Raw genomic sequence first — 21824 nt, 5'->3', positions numbered from 1 at the left:
ATTTAGTTGAAACTGTTTTCATGGTTAGCAGATAATTGAGGATGATCTTCAGAAACATCGCCTGGTGCAGGCAGTGCCCGTAATTTTGAAGTCAGCAGCCAATACGCTGCAATAAATAAGATTGCAAAACTCCCCAATCCATATATTAATTTAACTTCGATTTGAGTTGATAAAAAGCCTCCCAAAAGGGAACCTATCGGTAAAAACAATGCCGACAGGGAACCGACCAACGCAAATACCCTTCCTGTAAGCTCTTCAGGTACCAATGATTGAATCGTAGAAATTAATATAACGTTATGAATTCCAATGGGAATAAAAGCAAGTCCGAAATTGATTAAAATCATGAGAGGATGGCTTGATAAGTATGAGCAAAACCAAAAGAACGCTGAGAGAAAAAAGCAAGAAATGGTCGTATATCCTAAAGGTAATTTAGTTAGAATCTGGGATAATAGCGAACCCAGCAATAAAGAAATAGACATTGTACACAGAAAATAGCCGTAAAATGCTTCTCCTCCTATATGGCTTGAAAACTCAGGCATAATTGCTGTAATCATACCAAAAATGAAGTTTATAATTGTTAAAGGAATCAACATTTTAAGAATAATTGAGTTTTTAACGAAATCTTTTCCTTCTTTTAATTCACTGAAGTAAGATTTCTTGCTCTCTAATGATGAAGGGTTCGTGTCAGTTAGGGGAAATTTCATGAGCCCAAAGATGAGCGCAGCTAAAACAAATGTCAATACATCAATCAGATATATATTGATGACACCTATGTATACAATTAACATACCGGATAATCCAACCAAAACAATATCTGTTCCCTGATAAGCAAAAGTCATCAAAGAGTTGCCGGCTACAAGATCCTCTTTTTTCAATAGCTTCGGTAAAGCTGCTTGCTGTGCCGGATAGACGATTTGTTCAATAGAAGTAGCTATAAGCATGACAAAAATGACAAGCCATACATTTAAAAAACCGAGAAAGTATGAGAGGGGAACGGCCATGACAACAAAAGCCTGAATCCACTGAGTATAAATCAAGATTGATTTTAAACGCCATCTGTCAATTAAGGGCCCAACTAAAAACTCAAATATTCCCGGAAGCATGATCAGCATTCCCGCGAGACCGGTGTAAAAAGAGCTTCCGGTTAATTTAAATACAAGCCACATAGCCGCGACGCTATAGATGCTGTCCCCCAAATTCGTTAACAATCTGCCACTGAATAATAGAAAGAAATTTTTTATCTTTAGTACACTTATCATTCGAATACCCACCTATTTTTTAGGGTTCATTACAAAACAGTTTGATCGGTGAATCTGTGTTCATATTCTTCATGGATTTTGTATTCGTCCTCATTGCCGATAAAGTACCTGTTGTTGAGAAAGTCCGCTTTGGCAATTTGTGGGGAGTTTATGTTTAATACATGATCAAAAATGATTTTTGAAATCGAAATGGCTGAAAATAAGGAATCAAATATAACACCGCTATTTTCTACAATGACTTCATCCAGTTCATTTAGCGTGCTGACATTTTGCTTAATCTCTTTTAAAATGGAAGCGTTTGTTTCTCTATCGATTAAATAACAATGCTGCTGGAAAACTGCATAACCGCTAATAATGATTTTGATGTTGGGGAAATCCAAAAATATATTTTCCAAAACATCTATGATTAAAGTGTTGTTATCTGCGCATAATGCCAGATAATCAATTTCTTCAAGAGCGACTGCATGCTTAAGATCTTCATAGTTGCTCAATTGTCGAATAATTGCCGTAATGTTGCTTGTTTTAAACTCATTTTCGTATTTATGTTTTAGAACTTCGACTTTATATCTTCCGACATCCCGAAAAGAGAAATTCTGGGCATATAAATTATTTTCCTCTACTTTATCAGGATCAATCAAAGTGAATCTATTTAATCCTAGCTTAATTAAGCATTCGGGTATATAACTTCCCGCGGTACCGGTACCAATGATACATATATGCGTCTTTTCGATGGAAAGGCTGTAGTCGTTATATGAAACATTTGGGATGCTGTCTACAAAACTGCGGACTCGATTTTCAACTTTCTGAACGTCTCTTTCTTGAACGGCAATATATCCTTTTGATAATAAATAAGAAAGAGTGGCATCTAAATTTTCTTTTTTTTCAAATGGGGCTGCTTCAACCAATTCAGAGTATGTTTTTGGTTCTGATAATATTGTGAGAAGCTGGAACAGCTTTTCATTATCGGAAGAACGAATCCCTTTTCTTAAACTGGAATTTGTGTAATAAACGATGATTTCATTCTCTTTTTTAGTCCAAAACATTCCTTTTTTTAAGTAGTACTTCATTAATTTGGCTCCTTCTTTTCAATAAAAATGATCGACTACAAGAGCCGTACAAAATGTATGGCTCTTGTATATAGTGTCAGCTCCTTCAATCTTTAAGTATTCTCTCTATTACTTATAAATACTAATGACAACTTTTCCATTTAGCTGGATATTTGAAGCGCTAACTTTATATTCTTCAAAATTCATAGTATCACCGCCTTTCACAATAATAGTTGGAAAGATTTGAATTTGCTGACATTTCCATTGTATTACTGAAGAAACCCATTTTCAAGGATAATTTAATATTTTTTGAATAAATATCCTTATTTAACAAAATATCCGGGACTTTTTGATTCGATTATTCCTGATTCTTTCAATCTACCTTTAAGGAAATGCCAATACTTTGGGAACCCTTGAATCTAAGGGCAGGAAATAAACTGGAGAGCTGCCACACAGTGAGATCAAAGCAGTTAATTACACTTTTTATGAATCATACGTAATGAAAGCGTTGACATAAACAAACCCAGGTGCTAAAGTATAGTTACAAACTAATATCACCAAGTTCCTAAGGATTGTTACTGCTATGCAGGCAAAACCTAAGTTGCGCATCATTTTTGGGATATTGTCCCGAAAATGGCGGCGTAATTTAGGTTTTTTTTGTGCCTGAAATAAGGAGGTGAGGCGAAGCTATTAAAATCTTAAAAAAGAAATGCAATAAAAAAAGCCGGGTGAAGGCGGCCACCTTCAGTCCGGCAGATTCCCCCAAAGAGGAGGTACTCATATGGATTATAATAAAGTATCAAAAGACATTTTACAACTCGTCGGCGGTGAAGAGAACGTCCAGAGCGTGATTCACTGCATGACAAGACTGCGTTTCAACCTTTATGACAACACGAAGGCAGACCGGGCCCAACTGGAAAAAATGCCTGCCGTGATGGGCACGAACATCAGCGGTGAGCAATTTCAGATCATCATTGGAAATGATGTGCCGAACGTGTATAAAGCGATCATTGCCAACAGCGGGCTCAGCGATGAAAAAGCAAGCATGCAGCAAACCGGCAAAAAGAAAAATGTGCTGTCCGCCATCTTTGATGTGATCTCGGGCGTATTTACGCCGATTCTCCCGGCGATCGCCGGAGCGGGTATGATCAAGGGGATCATTGCGATCGCCGTCACGTTCGGCTGGATGAGCGAAAATAGTCAGGTCCACACCATTTTATCTGCCATCGGCGACGGAGCATTTTACTTCCTGCCGATTTTGCTGGCGGTCAGCGCCGCACGAAAATTCGGCAGCAACCCTTATGTTGCGGCCGCGATCGGGGCGGCGATTCTGCATCCCGATCTGACAGCGCTTCTCGGTTCAGGGAAAAGCATTTCCTTTGTCGGATTGCCTGTAACCGCTGCCACTTATTCGTCAACCGTCATTCCGATCCTGCTCGCGATTTGGATTGCATCTTACGTTGAGAAATGGATTGACAAAGTCACCCCGACTTCGTTGAAGATGATTTTTGTACCGACGCTGACGCTGCTGGTTGTCGTGCCTGTCACATTAATTACGGTCGGTCCGCTCGGTGCGATTGCAGGAAACTATCTGTCAATCGGTGTGAACGGTTTATTTGAAAATGCCGGTTTAATCACGATGATTCTTTTAGCCGGAACGTTTTCTTTGATCGTCATGACAGGAATGCACTATGCTTTCATTCCGGTTATGTTCAACAACATTACGCAAAACGGCTACGATTATTTGATACCTGCGATGTTTTTGGCGAATATGGGGCAGGCTGGCGCATCATTTGCCGTCTTCCTGCGGTCCAGAAATAAGAAATTCAAATCATTGTCGCTTACGACAAGCATCACGGCTTTGATGGGAATTACAGAGCCGGCGATGTACGGTGTCAATATGAGGCTGAAAAAGCCGTTTGTTTCCGCGCTTCTTGGCGCCGCTGTCGGTGGTGCTTTCTACGGCGTCACCGGTGTAGCCGCCTATATTATTGGCGGAAACGTCGGTTTGCCGGGAGTTACGACGTTTATCGGCCCGACTTTTATACAGGCGCTGATCGGTATCATCATCGCCTTCTTTGCGGCAACGGCAATCGCTTACTTATTGGGATTTGAAGACGTTCCGTCTGATGAAGCCGACGCTCCGGAAGCCGTTCCATCTGAAGCGGGCGCGGGAGAAATCATTCAAAGCCCGCTGAAAGGAGAAGTCAGAGCGTTAAGCGAAGTAGATGATGCGACATTTTCCGGAGAAGTGATGGGAAAAGGCGTAGCCATCGAGCCTGAAGAAGGCGAAGTCGTATCCCCGGTATCCGGCACGGTTACAACGGTTTTTCAAACAAAGCATGCGCTCGGTATCACGAGTGATCATGGAGCTGAGATTATTATCCATATCGGGATCGACACAGTGAAATTGAACGGTGAACATTTTACCGTACATGTGAATGCCGGAGATGTTGTCGCACCGGGCGACAGGCTTGCCTCATTTGACATGGAGGCGATCGAGAAAAAGGGCTTCCAGCTGATAACCCCCGTCATTGTCACAAATACGGACCGGTATCAATCAATCAAGCCGGTCAAAACAGCGGAAAGCGTGGATCCTTTGGAAGCGCTTATCGAGCTGTCGTAAATATAAAGATCACCCCTCTCCCCATCGGGAGGGGGACAAAAAAATCATTTTGAGGTGAAATCGTATGAGTGAAAATGCCAAAAGATTTCCTGATGGATTCCTATGGGGCGGTGCGGTTGCCGCAAACCAGGTGGAAGGTGCCTACAATGTCGGCGGGAAGGGGCTTTCTACGGCTGATGTGTCGCCGAACGGGGTGATGTATCCTTTTGATGAATCAATGGAGTCATTGAACTTGTATCACGAAGGCATTGATTTCTACCACCGCTACAAAGAAGACATCGCTTTATTCGCCGAAATGGGCTTTAAAGCGTTTCGGACATCGATTGCCTGGACGCGGATTTTTCCAAACGGTGATGAAAGCGAACCGAATGAGGAAGGTCTCAAATTTTACGATCAATTGTTTGATGAGCTGCTCAAATACAATATCGAGCCTGTCGTCACCATCTCCCACTACGAAATGCCGCTCGGTCTGATTAAAAACTACGGCGGCTGGAAAAACCGGAAAGTCATCGCGTTTTATGAGCGTTATGCGAGAACAGTCTTCAACCGCTACAAAGACAAAGTGAAATACTGGATGACCTTCAATGAAATCAACATGGTCCTGCACGCGCCGTTTACAGGCGGAGGCCTCGTGTTTGAAGAGGGTGAAAACAAATTAAATGCGATGTACCAAGCGGCGCATCATTTATTTGTCGCCAGCGCCCTTGCGGTAAAAGCGGGCAGAGAAATGATTCCGGACGCCAAAATCGGCTGCATGATCGCCGCCACGACGACATATCCGATGACACCGAATCCGGAAGATGTGCTTGCTGCAATGGAGAATGAGAGAAAAGCGCTGTTTTTCTCTGACGTTCAGGCGCGAGGGGCATATCCGGGTTATATGAAGCGCTTCTTGAAGGAAAACGGTATTACGATTGAAATGGCCGAAGGTGATGAAGACATTCTAAAAGAAAACACGGTCGATTACATTGGCTTCAGCTATTACATGTCAATGGTCGCCAGCACGGATGAGGAACTTGCCAAAACAGACGGCAACTTGCTCGGCGGCGTCAAAAATCCATACCTAGAGTCATCTGAATGGGGCTGGCAGATTGACCCCAAAGGGCTGCGGATTACCTTGAACACCCTGTATGACCGTTATCAAAAGCCGCTCTTCATTGTTGAAAATGGACTGGGCGCAGTCGATGTCGTCGAAGAGGATGGCTCGATCCAGGATGATTACAGAATCAATTATTTGCGCGATCATCTAAAAGAAGTAAGGGAAGCGATCGCAGACGGCGTCGACCTCATCGGCTACACATCATGGGGTCCGATCGACCTGGTCAGTGCCTCCACTGCGGAAATGAAAAAACGCTACGGCTATATTTATGTCGACCGGGACAATGAAGGAAAAGGGACGCTGAAGAGAACGAAGAAGAAGAGCTTTTACTGGTATAAGAATGTGATTGAAACGAATGGCGGGAGTTTATAAGATTGAGCTGTTCCCTTTGGGGGAGCAGCTTTTTTTGATTCTGTCCCTTCTCTGTAGCATGTGAAAACAATTTGCTATACACTTGACATAAAAAAGAAAAGCGCGGTGAGGTCCATGTTTAAACTGTTGCTGATTGAAGATGATGAATCGCTGTTTCAAGAAATAAAAGAACGCTTATCCGGCTGGTCCTATGATGTGTACGGCATCAGCGATTTCAGCGAAGTGACGCAGGAATTTGCGGCGGTCAAACCAGACTGCGTCATCATCGATATTCAGCTCCCTAAATTTGACGGGTTTCATTGGTGCCGGTTGATCCGTTCCCGTTCAAATGTTCCGATTCTTTTTTTATCCTCGCGCGACCATCCTGCTGATATGGTCATGTCCATGAAGCTGGGAGCGGATGATTTTATACAAAAACCGTTTCATTTTGATGTCCTGATCGCCAAAATCCAAGCGATTTTCCGTCGCGTGTATGACTATAATACAGAGCCTCACATCCTGAAAACGTGGTGTGGAGCGACCATTGACGTTGAACAAAATCGCGTCAGCAATGAAAAAGGAGCGATAGAACTGACGAAGAATGAAATGTTTATATTGAAGCAGCTGATAGACCAAAAAAATAAAATTGTCAGCCGGGAAGAGCTGATCAGAAGCTTGTGGAACGATGAGCGTTTTGTCAGCGATAATACGCTGACGGTCAATGTGAACCGGCTGAGAAAAAAACTGGATGCCTTGAACCTGGGACAATCTATCGAGACGAAAGTCGGCCAAGGCTATATGGCGAAAGAAGAAGGATCACGATGATGCTCAAAGCATTTTTAACTGAAAGGCGAAGCTGGATCGCCATATTTTTATGTCAGCAGCTTCTGATTGTGTTGATCGCTTTTGTCGATACGTCCATCCCATTGACGCCGATCCTTTACATCGTCTATTTATCGCTTTTGATATTGATGATTTTTATCTTTGTCCGCTTTCGGAAGGAAAGCAAATTTTACAAAAGCCTTGATGCATGGGAAAACAATCTTGATGTGACAAATATTCATGAAGCGGAAACACCGTTTGAAATGCTTGTTGAAAGAAATATTACCGGACAGACGGAGAAATTGAAGCAAGAGGCGAAGCGTCACCGCTTGGCGCTTGACAATGAAAAGGATGAACTGATGGCGTGGATCCACGAGGTCAAAACGCCGCTTTCCGCGATGCATTTGATCATTGAGACAATTGAAGACGAACCGCTAAAGTCGAGGCTCTCGTATGAATGGCTGCGCGTTCACCTGCTTCTCGACCGGCAGCTTCATCAAAAAAGGATATCCTTTATCGAAAATGACTTTTCACCGGAAGTCCTTGAACTGAAATCATTGATATTTAAAGAAATAAAAGATTTACAATCCTGGTGCATTCAAAAAGGGATCGGGTTTGAGATACAGCTTGAGGCGGGGGAAGTGCTCAGCGATTCGAAATGGCTGGCTTTTATCATTCGGCAGCTATTGACCAACGCAGTGAAATACAGTGAAGCGTCCGATATTATCGTGAAAAGCTATGAAGTGGACGGACGTGTGCATCTCGAAGTAAAAGACTTTGGGCGGGGCATTGATCCTAAAGATATACCGCGCGTGTTTGACAAAGGGTTTACATCAACAATGGAGCACCATGATCAAGCATCTACCGGAATGGGGCTTTATTTAGCAAAAAAAGCGGCCAAGTCGCTGCTGATCGATATTGAAATCGACTCAAAACCAGGAGCGGGTGCAACCTTTACATTAATTTTTCCGAAACGAAATGAATTTGTGCGTGTCATAGGCATGTGACAATAATGTCACATGCTTTTCTTTTTTGTTAGGTAAATCGAAGGAAAACGGCTGTCCGCCTTTTTATAATGAAAATGATCCAACAAAAAGGAGTTTTGCGACATGATGATATTAGAAGCGAATAAAATTCGAAAAAGCTACGGAAATAAATTCAATAAACAAGAAGTATTAAAGGGAATCGACCTCAATATCGAAAAGGGTGAATTTGTCGGCATTATGGGGCCTTCTGGTTCGGGTAAAACAACATTGCTGAATGTGCTGTCTTCCATTGATCAGGTAAGCGACGGAACGATTGCGATCAACCAGGTTGAGATGACCGGTATGAAGGAAAAACAGCTCGCTGAATTCCGGAAGCAGCATCTCGGATTTATCTTTCAAGAATACAACTTATTAGACACGCTGACGGTGAAAGAAAATATTCTGCTGCCGTTGTCGATTACGAAGATGTCTAAAAAAGAAGCCAATCAAAAGTTTGAGGAAGTGGCGAATGAACTGGGCATCTACGAGCTGAAAAATAAATATCCGAATGAAATTTCCGGCGGCCAAAAACAGCGGACTTCAGCCGCGAGGGCATTTATTCATGAACCGGACATTATTTTCGCAGATGAACCGACAGGTGCGCTTGATTCAAAATCCGCATCAGACTTATTAAACAAGCTGAGCCGATTAAATCAAAAGCGTCATGCTACGATCGTTATGGTCACCCACGACCCCGTCGCCGCCAGCTTCTGCAGCAGGGTTGTTTTTATAAAGGACGGCCAAATGTATTCGCAGCTCAATAAAGGCGGCCAGGACAGGCAGATGTTCTTCGAGGATATCATGAAGACGCAGGGTGTGTTAGGCGGGGTTTTAGCATGAGCATTCATCAGCTGATCTTTCGAAACTTAAGAAAAAACATCAGGAACTATTACCTCTATGTGTTTGCGCTAGTCTTCAGCGTGGCGCTTTATTTCTCATTTGTCACGCTTCAGTATGATCCTTCAATCAATGAAGTGAAATCTTCGATCAAAGGCGCGGCTGCATTAAAAACAGCCTCTATTTTGCTCGTGGCCGTTGTAGCGGTTTTTATTCTCTACGCCAATACGATTTTTATCAAGAGGCGGAGCCAAGAAATCGGCCTGTTTCAATTAATCGGCATGAGGAAGCAAAAAATCTTCCGCATCCTGAGCGCGGAAAATGTCATGCTGTATTTTGGCTCTTTAGTCATCGGTGTATTTGCCGGGTTTTCGATATCAAAACTCGTGCTGATGATTTTGTTCAAAATTGTCGATGTTCAAGCGAAAGCTAAACTGAATTTTTCCTGGGAAGCATTAATCCAAACCATCATTGTCTTCTGCGGAATCTACCTTTTGGTGATGATGATGAACTACGCGTTTATCAAAAAGCAAAGCATTTTATCTTTGTTTAAGGCAGCTTCATCTACAGAGGATCAAGTCAAACGAATATCCGTTTTCCAAATGATCATCGGTTTAATGGGGATCGTGTTCATTTTGTCGGGGTATTACATTTCCACCGAGCTGTTTGGCGGAAAATTCAAGACCATAAACGAATTGTTCTATGCGATGAGCTTGATTCTCGGGTCTGTCATGATCGGCACGTACCTGTTTTATAAAGGTTCAGTCAGCTTTGTCTCCAACATCATTCGCAAAAGCAAGGGAGGCTACTTAAATGTTTACGAAGTGTTATCCTTGTCGTCGATTATGTTTCGAATGAAATCAAACGCGCTGTTATTAACGATTATCACAGCTGTTTCGGCGCTGGCGATCAGTTTATTGTCCCTATGCTATATTGCGTACTATTCCGTAGAGAAAGTGGCTGAACAAAGTGTGGCGGCTGATTTTGCCATGACCAGTCAGAAGGATGCCAAGCGGTTTGCGGGGCTCTTAGACGAAAATGGCATTTCTTATAGCAAAGAAGAAATCCATGTTCTGCAAGCGTCCTTCAATCTGGAACAGGTTTTAGAGGGAGATCCTGAAGATATGGCTGGGGACCCGCGTAACCTCTCCCTTCCTGTTGTCAGCGATCAAGAGATTAACGGGATTGATATACCGAAGGGAGACGTGATTTTATCCGGATATAATGATCTTTTGCAAACCATGATGGTTTTTAAAGATTCCGGCACCATTCAAGTCAAGAGCAGACAGGAGACGGCATCGTTAAACTTTGTAGGGATAAGGAAGGAATTTCTCTTATCCTATGAGTTCACCAGTGGAGGATTGCCTGCTGTGGTTGTCGATGATGCGCTGTTTCAACGTCTAAACGATAATAAAGATCCAAACTTACAGCAAGAACCGAGTTTATTTATCGGGATCAATCTGAAAAATGAAGATCAGCTGCAGCAGGCAAATAAGCTGTTTGCAAAAGTGAATCAAAGCGATCGGCATTTGTCGCTCCTCGATGAACGCACGTCTCAAAAAGCGATTTACGGCCTTTTCATGTTTATCGTCGGCTTTTTAGGACTGACGTTCTTGATCACATCTGGATGCATCCTTTATTTTAAACAAATGGATGAAAGCGAAGATGAGAAACCGAATTACACGATACTGAGAAAACTCGGTTTTACAAGGGGGGACTTGCTGAAGGGCATACAGATCAAGCAAATCTACAACTTCGGCATTCCGTTGGTCATTGGTCTTTTTCACAGCTACTTTGCCGTCAAGTCCGGATGGTTCTTGTTCGGGGCAGAGCTGTGGACGCCGATGATTATCGTGATGGTGTTGTATACCGCTTTGTATTCTATTTTCGGTCTGTTGTCGGTACTTTATTATCGAAAGGTTATTAAGTCGGCGCTGTAGGATGTAAAACAAAAGCCCGCCGGATTCATCCGGCGGGCATTTTGTTATGTCGACAGCTCCACCTTATAGAGCGTCTGCTGCTGTCCGCCGCCCGGGCCGCCCCTCATGCCCTGTTGTGCGGTGCTGTCCGTGTTTGCGGTGCTGCTGTATTCGTCAGATGAAATGTTCGTGCCGTTTTCTTTGATCCAGGAGACAAGCTCACTGTTTCCTGAGTTGTCGCTTGTGATCAGGAAGTATTTCACTTTTCCTTCTTGGACGAGTTTTTTCAGCTCGCTGACCGAAAGGATCGGATCTGTGCCGTTGAAGCCGCCGAGCGCCATCACGTTTTCGTCGGCATTGATGATATACGGCGCTGCGGTCACTGTCGTCAAGGTAGCGAATAAATACTCTTCGCCCGTGTTATGTTCCCGAAGATATGAGAGCAGCCCTTCATCCACTTCTGAGCTGAACATTCCGCTTCCGCCCATTGAGCTTTGCAGCTGCGGTCCTGATTCAGGAAGGACGCTGTTGCCGCTGTATAGAAGCGGTGTCGCTGACCAATAGACAGGTGTCAGAAGAAGGATCAGCAAACTGATGATCGTCAGCTGCTTGCCGAATGGATGGCTTCGCTTGAGGATGAGAAGGGCGATGGTAAGGCCCAGTCCCAAGATCCCCAGGACATACATCCAGAGGGTGCCGATTTGCTCAGTATAGCCGCTTAAAATATAGACTTGGAATGCGGCCGTCGTCAGAACGGCTGCCGGCAGCAGATAGCTTGCCCAGTCCTTTTGACTTTTGTACAACCCGTACATCGCGTACCATCCGATTCCGGACAGTGCGGCGATCGGCGGTGCCAGCATGATCAAGTAGTAATGGTGGAAGAATCCTGCGATACTGAAAAATCCGGCGACAGGGAAGAGCCATGCTGCCCAGAAAAGGGTTTCCTTCATTTCACCCGCTTTTTCGCGGCGGTCGCGGAACCAGCTGATGAACGCTCCGAGCAGGCCGAACAGTGCGAATGGAAGCATCCAGCTGATCTGCCCGGATAGCGCCGACTGGAACAGTCTGAATGGGCCGGCTGATCCGATGCCGAACATGTTCATGCTCTGTCCTCCGCCATTGCCCCCTCCGGGACCTCCGTTTCCACCGCCAGGCCCGCCTTGTCCTCCGCCGTCGGGCTGCTGCCCGCCGCCCGGCATGTTGCCGTTTTGGCCATTAGAGCTGCCGTTTGCCGTATTTCCATCCTGTGCTTGGGAATTGTCGTCAGAAAAGCTTTTGCCGCCCGGCGGCTGCATGCCGCCATTTGGCCCGCCGTCAGATGAGTTATTTCCATTCTGTGTCGGCTGCTGCAAGCCGTTCATGTCTCCGCGCGCATTACCTGTCGTTTGCCCGAGCAGGCGCTCCGTACCGTTGTAGCCGAATGCCAGTTCAAGAACGGAATTGGTTTGGCTGCTTCCGACATACGGACGGCTGTCAGACGATGTGTAGTCGACGACAAGCGCCCATGAAAGCGAAATGCCTGTGAGCACAATGAGCGACAGTACAGCCGATACCATTTTTTTCTTCCATTTGGCCTTTGCCGCGATGAGATAAAACAATAGAAAGGCCGGGAGCACCATTAAGGCCTGAAGCATTTTCATATTGAATCCGAGACCGATGATTCCGAATGCGGTGAGAAGCCAGATGAGCTTCCCTTGTTTGACCGCCTTCATCAGGCAGCATGTGCCGAGAAGCAATGTGAATACAAGCATGCTGTCGATGTTGTTCGTCCGGCTGACCGCCACGGCGATCGGCGTCAGCGCCATCACAAGAGCTGAGATGCGGGCCGCGCCCTTGCCGAATCTCGGCTTGATGAGCCTGTAAAGCAGATAGACGGAGCCGGCCCCGGCCAGTGCCTGAGGAAGGATGACGCTCCAGGTGTGCACACCGAAAACTTTTGCAAAGATGGTCTGAATCCATAATACTACGGGCGGCTTATCAACTGATACAAAGCCGGAAGAGTCAAATGAAGCAAAGAAGAAATTGTGGAAGCTTTGCGTCATGCTTTTCACCGCCGCCAGGTAATACTGATTGGCGGCATCATCCTGCCAAATGTTATATGTATTCAGAATAAGTGCTGCAAGCAAAATGACTGTAAGTATCCAATCGGGTTTTTTCATTTTCATCATCATGTCACCTCTTTATGATCCCTATTCTAAAAGATAAATATGAACAAGTTATGAATAAAAAGAGAACATTCTTTTTTTATTTAGGCAAAAAAATTTTGGAAAAAGTGTGTACATTTTCATCTTTGCACTGTATACTGTACTACAACAGAAAATAAAAACATAAAACTGTTTTATAAAAGGAGGGAGGCAAATGAGTATGAAAAGTCCGCTGGAATTTTTCCGGACGCTTCCGAAAAAAACGTGTCCTGAATGCGGAGAGCAGGTAGAGGAGCAGGCTGAATCTTATTTCATGGAATGTGAACGCTGTCTTGCCAAAAAGGGCGAATAAACCGCGGCTGTTTTATAACAAATGGGGAAAGGGGTAGGATCAACAAATGAAAACCGAAGAGATCGGGCTTAAAGTGACGGGAACGATGAATCAGCAATACGAAGAATTGTTAACAAAGGAAGCGCTTCAATTTATCGGGCGGCTTGAACGCCATTTTGGCGGGAGAAGGCGGGATTTACTGCATTTGCGGAAAATCGTTCAGGCGGAAATTGATCAAGGAAAGAATCCCGATTTTTTAAAAGAGACGAAATACATCAGGGAAAAAAACTGGACGGTCGCACCGCTGCCGCCGGATTTGGAAGACCGTCGGGTTGAAATCACCGGGCCAGTCGATAGAAAAATGGTGATCAATGCCTTGAATTCCGGAGCTAAGGTGTTTATGGCCGATTTTGAAGATGCCAATTCACCGACTTGGAAAAATTGTATTGAAGGCCAAATCAATTTGAGAGACGCGGTCAGGGGGACGATTTCGTTTACGAATGATGCCGGAAAACACTATCGGCTGAAGGAGAATCCGGCTGTGATCATGGTCAGGCCGCGGGGGTGGCATTTGGAGGAGAAACACGTGTTGGCCGACGGCAAGCCTGTGTCAGCGAGCCTGTTCGATTTTGGCCTTTATTTCTTTCATAACGCCAAAGCTTTGATCAAAAAAGGAAGCGGCCCTTATTTCTACCTCCCGAAAATCGAAAACCATCTGGAAGCAAGGCTTTGGAACGACGTGTTTGTCTATGCGCAAAACGACTTGCGCATTCCGCAGGGGACGATTAAAGCGACGGTCTTAATCGAAACGATTTTGGCGGCTTTTGAAATGGATGAAATATTGTACGAATTAAAGGAACACTCGGCAGGTCTCAACTGCGGCCGCTGGGATTACATCTTCAGCTTCATTAAGAAATTCAAGAACCGTGATGAGGTCATTCTTCCGGATCGTTCGGCGGTGACGATGACCGTTCCCAACATGAGAGCCTACTCGCTGCTCGCCATCAAAACGTGCCATAAACGGCGGGTCCACGCCATCGGAGGGATGGCCGCACAGATTCCCGCGAAAGACCAGCCGGAAATCAATGAGGCCGCTTTCGCCAAAATCCGCGAAGACAAGGAGCGTGAAGCAAAAGACGGCCATGACGGTACATGGATCGCACACCCCGGCATGATTCAAACAGCCCTTGATGTATTTAATGAGCATATGCCGACAGCCAACCAGATTCATAGAGAACGGGATGATATCAAGATTAAAGCGACGGATTTGCTTGAAGTGCCGAAGGGTCGGATTACAGAGGAAGGTGTCCGCACCAATATCAGCGCCGGCATCCGCTACATCGCTTCCTGGCTGTCGGGAAGAGGCGCTGCACCGATTGACCACTTAATGGAGGATGCGGCAACAGCGGAAATCTCAAGAGCGCAGCTATGGCAATGGATTCGCCATCCAAAGGGGATTCTTGATGACGGCAGGAAAGTGACGGCTGAGATGGTGAAAGCGATGAAAGAGGAAGAAATGCAGAAAATCATCGGTGAAGTCGGGAAGGAACAATATCAGCGCGACCGCTTCGAAGAGGCCGGACAGGTGTTTGAACAACTGATTTTGGATGATGAATTTGCGGAATTTCTCACGATTCCCGCTTATGAAAAAATATAAATGGGGAGGAATATGAAGATGATGTCAGAAAAGGCAAGGCAAATGGAGGAAAGCTGGGAGAAGGATAAACGCTGGGACGGAATCAATAGGCCGTATAAGGCATCAGACGTAATCCGCCTGAGGGGCTCGCTTGAGGTGGAATATACAATCGCAAGGCGGGGCGCGGAAAAGCTGTGGAAGCTATTGCATACAGAAGACTTCGTCCCGGCGCTCGGGGCTCTAACCGGAAATCAGGCGATGCAGCAAGTAAGGGCTGGGTTGAAAGCGGTTTATTTAAGCGGCTGGCAGGTGGCCGCCGATGCCAATCTCTCTGGAAGCATGTATCCCGATCAAAGCCTGTACCCGGCCAACAGTGTTCCGGATGTCGTGAAAAGAATCAATCGCGCTCTTCAGCGTGCCGACCAGATTCATTATATGGAAGGGAAAGAAGATATCGATTGGTATGCGCCGATCGTAGCCGATGCCGAAGCCGGCTTCGGCGGACAGCTCAATGTGTTCGAACTGATGAAAAGCATGATTGAGGCGGGCGCCGCAGGGGTTCATTTTGAAGACCAGCTTTCCTCCGAAAAAAAATGCGGCCATTTGGGGGGCAAAGTTTTGCTGCCGACACAGACGGCGGTTCGCAATCTGATTGCCGCGCGCTTTGCCGCAGACGTCATGGGCGTGCCGACCATTCTGATCGCACGGACGGACGCCAATGCGGCCGATCTCATCACAAGTGATATTGATCCGTATGATGCGCCGTTTTTAACGGGTGAACGCACCTCAGAAGGGTTTTATAAGACGAAATCGGGCCTTGACCAGGCGATTGCCAGAGGCCTGGCCTATGCGCCATACGCCGACTTGATCTGGTGTGAGACATCTGAACCGAACATTGAGGAAGCGCGCAGGTTTAGGCAGGCGATTCATGAAAAATTCCCGGGGAAACTTCTCGCATATAACTGCTCTCCTTCGTTCAACTGGAAGGCCAAACTGGATGATGCCAGCATCTTGAATTTCCAAAAAGAACTCGGTGAAATGGGGTATAAGTTCCAATTTGTAACACTTGCCGGTTTCCATGCATTGAACCACGGCATGTTTGAGCTGGCCCGCCAGTATAAGAACCGCGGAATGGCGGCGTATTCCGAGCTGCAGCAGGCTGAGTTCGCCAGTGAAAAATACGGCTATACTGCGACACGGCACCAGCGTGAGGTCGGAACAAGCTATTTTGATGAGGTGGCACAGGTCGTCTCAGGCGGCACATCCTCTACAACAGCGCTGAAAGGGTCAACCGAAGCGGAGCAGTTTCAGCCGTAACACAACGAAACAGCCGCCTTGCGGGCGGCTGTTTTGATTATTCATGTTCAATTAACAGTTGGCATCATTGGAAGGGGCTGTCAAAGGACGTTCCCGAAGCACAGTCAGTTTAGGCTGCCGAGGTTTTTGTCTTCTTTTGGCCGGCCGGTTGTCTTTGCTGAAAGAGTAAAACAAATATCCGGTCATCGTCAAAATCAAGATCAACATCATCATCAATATCCCCTCCAAATGGTTTTGACTTCTATATATTAGACGGATGACCGCAAGAAAAAGTTTCAGAAAATTAATATTTTTCTATAAATGTTTTAAAATGGTGTTCATCATCTTTACAATTGACGCGGCGCAGGTTGACATCAAGGCCATTGATGTGTAGAGTAAAAGTTAATGTTAATAGGAAGTCCACTAGGGGAGCCACATGCTGGCTGAGACAAGAAGTGATCTTGGACCCTTTGAACCTGATCTAGTTCATACTAGCGTAGGGAAGTGGAGTCGGTTTCTTTTTGATGTGATTATGTCAAAGCCGCTCCATGTCGGGGCGGCTTTTTTGCATAACAGCCGCTCTTACATCCCCCTGTGCCTTCCTTTTAAAATCGATGAAGGAGGCTTTCTGTCATGAGTTTTTCAGCACAACTTCGCCGAGAGGCAGACCCCATTTTTGAAGCGATTTTTCAGCACCCGTTTGTTCAGGGACTGGCTGCAGGCCGCCTGGAAAAGGAACAGCTGATCCATTATGTGAAACAAGATGTCGAGTATTTGAATTCCTTTATCCAAATCTATGGAATCGCCATTTCCAAGTGTGATAACCGCCAAGATATGGAGATGTTTCATCAGCAGATTTCCTTTGTTTTAAACAGCGAAGTACACCCGCATCATAATCTGTGCCGGGCTGCGGGCGCAGACTATGAATCTCTGCAGGGCTATCCATTGGCCCCGTCCGCCCATCATTATATCCGCCACATGCTGACGGCGGCGCACGAAGGGACGCTTGGAGAGATTTTAGCTGTCTTGCTGCCTTGTCCATGGACATATTGGGAAATCGGCAAAAAGCTCCTTGAAGAAGTACAGCCTGATTCGTCACATCCGTTCTATGACTGGATCCATTTTTACGGGGGCAGAACCGTCTCCATCACCACGAAGTTCTGCGCCCGTTTGGATGAATGGGCGAAAGAAGCGGGCGCAGCAGAGAAGAAGAAAATGAAAGAGCTCTTTTTGCAAAGCTGCCAGCTGGAATACGGTTTTTGGGAAATGGCCTATACAGTGGAAGACTGGCCGGTTGAAATGGAGGCGGTGACTCGATGAATTGGAATATAAAAGAAGTCGTGATGATGGTGATTTTGTCCGTTGCGTGCGGTGTCATTTATTTGGGCTGGTCAACGCTGTGGCTGCCGATCTCGGCCATTGTCGGACCTGTCGGCGCCAACTTTATGTTCGGCATTTGGGTGATTGCAAGCCCGATTGTTGCCTATATCATCCGCAAGCCCGGGGCGGCGCTGATTGCCGAAACGGCCGCGGCCTCGGTTGAGCTGTTGACAGGCAGTCATTTCGGCTTGTCCGCATTGCTGATCGGCGTTTTTCAAGGGGCCGGTGCGGAAATCGCGTTTGCGATATTTCGCTATAAGCGCTACAACCTGTTTACCCTGATGCTGTCCGGTGCACTTGCAGCTGTCGGCAGCATGACCTACAGCCTGATCGCGAACGGATTTGCCTACTATACGACAGAAACCCTGATTCTGACTTTTGTCATTCAAGTCATAAGCGGCATGATTCTGGGCGGCTGGCTGGCCAAAGCCGTTGTCGGCGCCCTCGCGAAAACCGGCGTCCTTGACCAGTATGACATCATGAAGGAACACCGGAAAAAGGATGAATCAAATGACTTCATTTCTAGGCTGCAATAATCTTTCCGTGCGCTTTTACAACCGGTCTGACACGATTTTGGACCGTGTGACCTTATCGATTCACAGGGGTGAGAAGGTGTTGATCCTCGGTCCGAGCGGAAGCGGGAAATCGACGCTGATTTCCGCTCTTTCCGGCATCATCCCTCAACATATTGAAGCCGAAATCACAGGCGAGATCGACCGCAGAAGAAGCGCAGGGGTTATGTTTCAAGACCCTGATACACAATTTTGTATGCTTCGTGTTGATGAAGAGATCGCGTTCAGCCTTGAAAATCGCTCCGTTCCCCCGGAGCAGATGAATGAGATCATCGACAATGTCATGGAGCAAGTCGGACTGAATATTGACAGAAAGACGCCGATCGAAGCCCTGTCAGGCGGAATGAAGCAGCGTCTCGCATTAGCGTGTCTTTTGGCACTGGAGCCGGAAATGCTGTTTTTTGATGAACCGACGGCACAGCTTGATCCGGCGAGCAGGAAGGAAATATTTGCTTTACTGAAAGACCTTTCCGCAAAAAACGGCCAGACGATGGTGTTTGTCGAACATGTCTTGGATGGCTGCATCGAATGGATGGACCGCGTCGTCCTGTTGGACAATAACGGGCGGATTATAGCCGACGGGAAGCCGGAAGACATTCTCGTCCGCTATCGACAGCAAATGAAAGCTGCTGGGATTTGGCAGCCAAAGCTGTATCCGGCGGCATGGCATGAAGTCGTCGAAGACGAACAGCACCCGCTTGCCGTCAAGCTTTCCGCCAGGCTGAAAAGGAAGGAGCTTGCTGAAAAAAGCGACCCGAAGAAGAGCGATGCTTTGATCAGGATCGAAGATGCGGCGATCGGCTACCTGAAAAAAACGGTGGCCGACGGTATCAACCTCCGGATTCCAAAAGGAGGATGGGTATCGGTTATCGGTGCAAACGGCAGCGGAAAAAGCACCTTTTTAAAAAGTTTGATCAGGCTGGAAGCAGTCAAGAAAGGCCGGATTTATCTGGAGGATTGCGAGCTGAAAAAATGGCCTGACCGTCTATTGTACGAAAAAACCGGCTTTGTCTTTCAAAACCCGGAGCTCCAATTTATTCAGGATACGGTATTTGAGGAAATCGCTTTTGGCGCAAGACAGAGAGGTTGGTCAGAAGAACTTGTTCAGCGGAAGACGGCAGAATTGCTGGAGGAATTCGGACTCGTCTCACATGCGCAGGCCCATCCCTTTACACTGAGTCTGGGGCAGAAACGGCGCTTGAGCGTGGCGACGATGCTTTTGTTCGATCAGGATCTGCTGCTGCTTGATGAACCGACATTCGGCCAGGACGAAAAAACGGCGGGGGAACTGATCAGACGGTTAAAAGAGCGGCAGGAACGGGGAACGACGATCGTCATGGTAACTCATGACATGGATATCGTTGATGAGCATTCGGATCAAGTCATCGTCTTCCATCAAGGAAAAGCCGCTTTTCAAGGAACCCCGTCCCGGTTATTCTCCGATCAACGGTTGGTGCGGACATTTTCATTGCTGCCGCCGCTTCACTACCAGCTGCTGCACGCCAGAAAGGAGCAGGTGCCGGTATGAAAAGCAATCAATCGCTTCTGTCAACACTGAACCCCAGTGCAAAGCTCTTTTCCAATCTGCTTGTGATGTGCATCTTAATGGCTGTAACAAATCCGAAAGCAACATTTTTGATTTGGCTGCTCGCGTTATTGATCGGCATCTTTCTCGGCGGCTGGACATTGGCTTATTTGCTGAAACGTTTTTTGCCTTATCTCATGTTTTTCATTCTCGTCTTTTGGATGATGGCCGCTTTCGGAAAAGGCGAAGAAACGCTGTGGCAATGGGCCTGGTTTCATGTGACCAAGGAAAGCGCCAGCCATGGCCTGACGATTGCACTAAGGATGCTCGGGTTTGTTACATACGGCCTGCTGTTTACGTCGACAACCGATTTAACGCGGTTTATCATGAGCTTGATCCATCAATGCAGAATGCCGCCAAAATGGGCGTACGGTCTGTTGGCTGGTTTCCGGTTCATTCCGTTGTTTCAATCAGAGCTGGCGCAGATGAAAGCGGCCCATAAAATCAGGGGCTATAAGCAAAAAAACAGCTGGAAAGCTTTTATCCGCTATGCGCTGCCGCTGTTCTCGCAAGGTATCCGCAAATCTGAAAGAATCGCGGTGGCCATGGAAGCGCGCGGTTTTACGGGTACGAAAAACAGGACATATTATCAAACGACACGGCTTTACGCAAAAGATGCTGTTTATTTGGCAGGGCTGCTCTTGGCCGTGGCGGTCATTTTACGGATAACATAATGGGATAAAATAACATTTTCATGATGTCAGAGCCGAAAACGGCTCTTTTTTTATTAGAAATCAGAAACTTTCAGGGGACGATTGACTGAAAATCATTGACCCAATTTAAAAAGGTTGTACAATCAATGTGTAAAGATAAGAAAAAAGCAACATAAAAAATCCCCTTAGTTTATATGAGATGGGAGTGGCGCGATGTGAAAATTGCCAAAGTGATCAATAATAATGTGATCAGCGTTTGGAATGAACAAGGTCAGGAATTAGTGGTCATGGGCAGGGGAATCGCTTTTCAAAAAAAGCCCGGCGAGCCGGTCGATGAAACGAGGATCGAAAAGATTTTCAGGCTTGACAATAAAGATGTATCAGAACGGTTTAAGACGCTGTTGGACGAAATTCCGATCGAATTTATGGAAATATCGGAAGAGATCATCAGCTATGCGAAAATGAAGCTCGGCAAAAAACTGAATGACAGCATCTATGTATCGCTGACAGACCATATTCATTTTGCGGTCGAAAGGCAGCAAAAGGGTCTTGAGATTAAAAACGCCTTGCTCTGGGAGACAAAGCGGCTTTATAAAGACGAGTTTGCCATTGGCAGAGAGGCCTTGCAGATCATTGAAGATAAGACGGGGATCGCTCTTCCTGAAGACGAAGCCGCTTTTATCGCGCTCCATATTGTGAACGCCGAGCTGAATGAAGAAATGCCGAACATTGTCAACATCACAAAAGTGATGCAGGAAATATTAAGCATCGTCAAATATCATTTTCATATCGATTTTGATGAAGAATCGCTCCATTATTACCGATTCATCACCCATTTAAAGTTTTTTGCGCAGCGGCTGTTCAGCGGCACCTATATGAAAAGCAAAGACGACTTTTTGTTTGATACTGTGAAAAATAAATACCGTGATGCTTATGTATGCACCGAAAAAATCAGGCAGTACATTCAAAAGGAATACGGTCATGAACTAACAAGCGAAGAACTGTTGTATTTAACGATTCACATCGAGAGAGTCGTTCATCAAGGATAGAGGGATTATACGAAAAATGAAAGCGTTGACAACCTGTTGCAGGTATGCTAATTTGGACTTAAATCAAAAAATATCAATCTATTATTTAGGATTGTTACTGGTCATGCAGGCAAAACCTAAATTACTGTGATGCGGGACGTGTGCGCCTGTTTATCATGAGTAATTTAGGTTTTTTTATGTTTATCATACTTCAG

17 protein-coding genes, 1 pseudogene and 1 riboswitch are annotated in these 21824 nt (G+C 45.9%); of the genes and pseudogenes, 14 read left to right on the top strand and 4 right to left on the bottom strand.

Going from position 1 to position 21824, the window contains the following annotated elements; translation table 11 throughout:
- Window positions 1-2: 2 nt before the first annotated feature.
- Both P3X63_RS21820 and P3X63_RS21815 read right to left on the bottom strand, forming a co-directional pair.
- Complete coding sequence (locus P3X63_RS21820) at window positions 3-1259, bottom strand: MFS transporter (RefSeq protein ID WP_077735945.1); 1257 nt, start codon at window positions 1257-1259, stop codon at window positions 3-5.
- Between the two features lie 29 nt (window positions 1260-1288).
- Window positions 1289-2326, bottom strand: a complete 1038-nt coding sequence (locus tag P3X63_RS21815) for a ThiF family adenylyltransferase (protein WP_277692051.1) — start codon at window positions 2324-2326, stop codon at window positions 1289-1291.
- Between the two features lie 760 nt (window positions 2327-3086).
- On the opposite strand from P3X63_RS21815, the gene P3X63_RS21810 reads away from it, so the two are divergent.
- From P3X63_RS21810 to P3X63_RS21785, 6 genes and pseudogenes are all read left to right on the top strand, one after another.
- Window positions 3087-4931: a beta-glucoside-specific PTS transporter subunit IIABC gene (locus P3X63_RS21810; protein WP_277692050.1), complete on the top strand. Its 1845-nt coding sequence runs from the start codon at window positions 3087-3089 to the stop codon at window positions 4929-4931.
- Window positions 4932-4995: 64 nt separating this feature from the next.
- Complete coding sequence (bglH, locus tag P3X63_RS21805; protein WP_026589341.1) at window positions 4996-6402, top strand: aryl-phospho-beta-d-glucosidase; 1407 nt, start codon at window positions 4996-4998, stop codon at window positions 6400-6402.
- Window positions 6403-6516: 114 nt separating this feature from the next.
- On the top strand, window positions 6517-7206 hold the full coding sequence (locus P3X63_RS21800) for a response regulator transcription factor (RefSeq protein ID WP_026589340.1): 690 nt from the start codon (window positions 6517-6519) through the stop codon (window positions 7204-7206).
- Window positions 7206-8210: a sensor histidine kinase gene (locus P3X63_RS21795; RefSeq protein WP_026589339.1), complete on the top strand. Its 1005-nt coding sequence runs from the start codon at window positions 7206-7208 to the stop codon at window positions 8208-8210. The genes P3X63_RS21800 and P3X63_RS21795 overlap by 1 nt, the downstream gene beginning before the upstream one ends.
- 102 nt (window positions 8211-8312) lie before the next feature.
- Window positions 8313-9072, top strand: a pseudogene (locus P3X63_RS21790) (ABC transporter ATP-binding protein); the annotation flags it as partial.
- Window positions 9065-11005, top strand: a complete 1941-nt coding sequence (locus P3X63_RS21785; RefSeq protein WP_026589337.1) for an FtsX-like permease family protein — start codon at window positions 9065-9067, stop codon at window positions 11003-11005. The pseudogene P3X63_RS21790 and the gene P3X63_RS21785, both read left to right, overlap by 8 nt.
- A 44-nt stretch (window positions 11006-11049) precedes the next feature.
- On the opposite strand, the gene P3X63_RS21780 is transcribed toward P3X63_RS21785, so the two are convergent.
- A complete protein-coding gene (locus P3X63_RS21780; RefSeq protein ID WP_026589336.1) occupies window positions 11050-13149 on the bottom strand; it encodes an ArnT family glycosyltransferase in 2100 nt (699 codons plus the stop codon).
- Between the two features lie 193 nt (window positions 13150-13342).
- On the opposite strand from P3X63_RS21780, the gene yhfH reads away from it, so the two are divergent.
- Genes yhfH through aceA form a run of 3 tightly spaced genes read left to right on the top strand, consistent with a single transcriptional unit; the run spans window position 13343 to window position 16412 of the window.
- The gene (gene yhfH, locus P3X63_RS21775; RefSeq protein WP_077735948.1) at window positions 13343-13480 is read left to right on the top strand and encodes a protein YhfH; all 138 of its coding nucleotides are present in this window, start codon (window positions 13343-13345) and stop codon (window positions 13478-13480) included.
- Window positions 13481-13526: 46 nt separating this feature from the next.
- Window positions 13527-15116, top strand: a complete 1590-nt coding sequence (aceB, locus tag P3X63_RS21770) for a malate synthase A (protein ID WP_077735949.1) — start codon at window positions 13527-13529, stop codon at window positions 15114-15116.
- 18 nt (window positions 15117-15134) lie between these two features.
- Entirely contained in the window at window positions 15135-16412 is a 1278-nt protein-coding gene (gene aceA / locus P3X63_RS21765; RefSeq protein WP_277692045.1) for an isocitrate lyase, read from the top strand.
- Window positions 16413-16463: 51 nt separating this feature from the next.
- Here aceA and P3X63_RS21760 read toward each other — a convergent pair whose 3' ends face one another.
- Window positions 16464-16625, bottom strand: a complete 162-nt coding sequence (locus tag P3X63_RS21760) for a hypothetical protein (protein WP_201278487.1) — start codon at window positions 16623-16625, stop codon at window positions 16464-16466.
- A 181-nt stretch (window positions 16626-16806) separates the two neighbouring features.
- Window positions 16807-16911: riboswitch (TPP riboswitch) on the top strand.
- Window positions 16912-17024: 113 nt separating this feature from the next.
- Between P3X63_RS21760 and tenA the strand changes: the two genes are divergently transcribed.
- The 5 genes from tenA to licT all read left to right on the top strand — a co-directional run bounded on the left by tenA (window position 17025) and on the right by licT (window position 21630).
- Window positions 17025-17711, top strand: a complete 687-nt coding sequence (gene tenA / locus P3X63_RS21755) for a thiaminase II (protein ID WP_026589332.1) — start codon at window positions 17025-17027, stop codon at window positions 17709-17711.
- Window positions 17708-18307, top strand: a complete 600-nt coding sequence (locus P3X63_RS21750; protein ID WP_026589331.1) for an ECF transporter S component — start codon at window positions 17708-17710, stop codon at window positions 18305-18307. Before tenA ends, P3X63_RS21750 begins: the two co-directional genes overlap by 4 nt.
- Window positions 18282-19871 carry an ABC transporter ATP-binding protein gene (locus tag P3X63_RS21745; RefSeq protein WP_277692041.1) on the top strand — a complete coding sequence of 530 codons (1590 nt, stop codon included), beginning with the start codon at window positions 18282-18284 and terminating at the stop codon, window positions 19869-19871. Before P3X63_RS21750 ends, P3X63_RS21745 begins: the two co-directional genes overlap by 26 nt.
- A complete protein-coding gene (locus tag P3X63_RS21740; RefSeq protein ID WP_077735952.1) occupies window positions 19868-20602 on the top strand; it encodes an energy-coupling factor transporter transmembrane component T family protein in 735 nt (244 codons plus the stop codon). The genes P3X63_RS21745 and P3X63_RS21740 overlap by 4 nt, the downstream gene beginning before the upstream one ends.
- 194 nt (window positions 20603-20796) lie before the next feature.
- The gene (licT, locus tag P3X63_RS21735; protein WP_026589328.1) at window positions 20797-21630 is read left to right on the top strand and encodes a BglG family transcription antiterminator LicT; all 834 of its coding nucleotides are present in this window, start codon (window positions 20797-20799) and stop codon (window positions 21628-21630) included.
- The last annotated feature ends 194 nt before the right edge of the window (window positions 21631-21824 follow it).

The organism is Bacillus sp. HSf4 (assembly GCF_029537375.1).
GTDB lineage: Bacteria > Bacillota > Bacilli > Bacillales > Bacillaceae > Bacillus > Bacillus sonorensis_A.
This window is presented reverse-complemented; position numbering and strand designations above follow the sequence as displayed.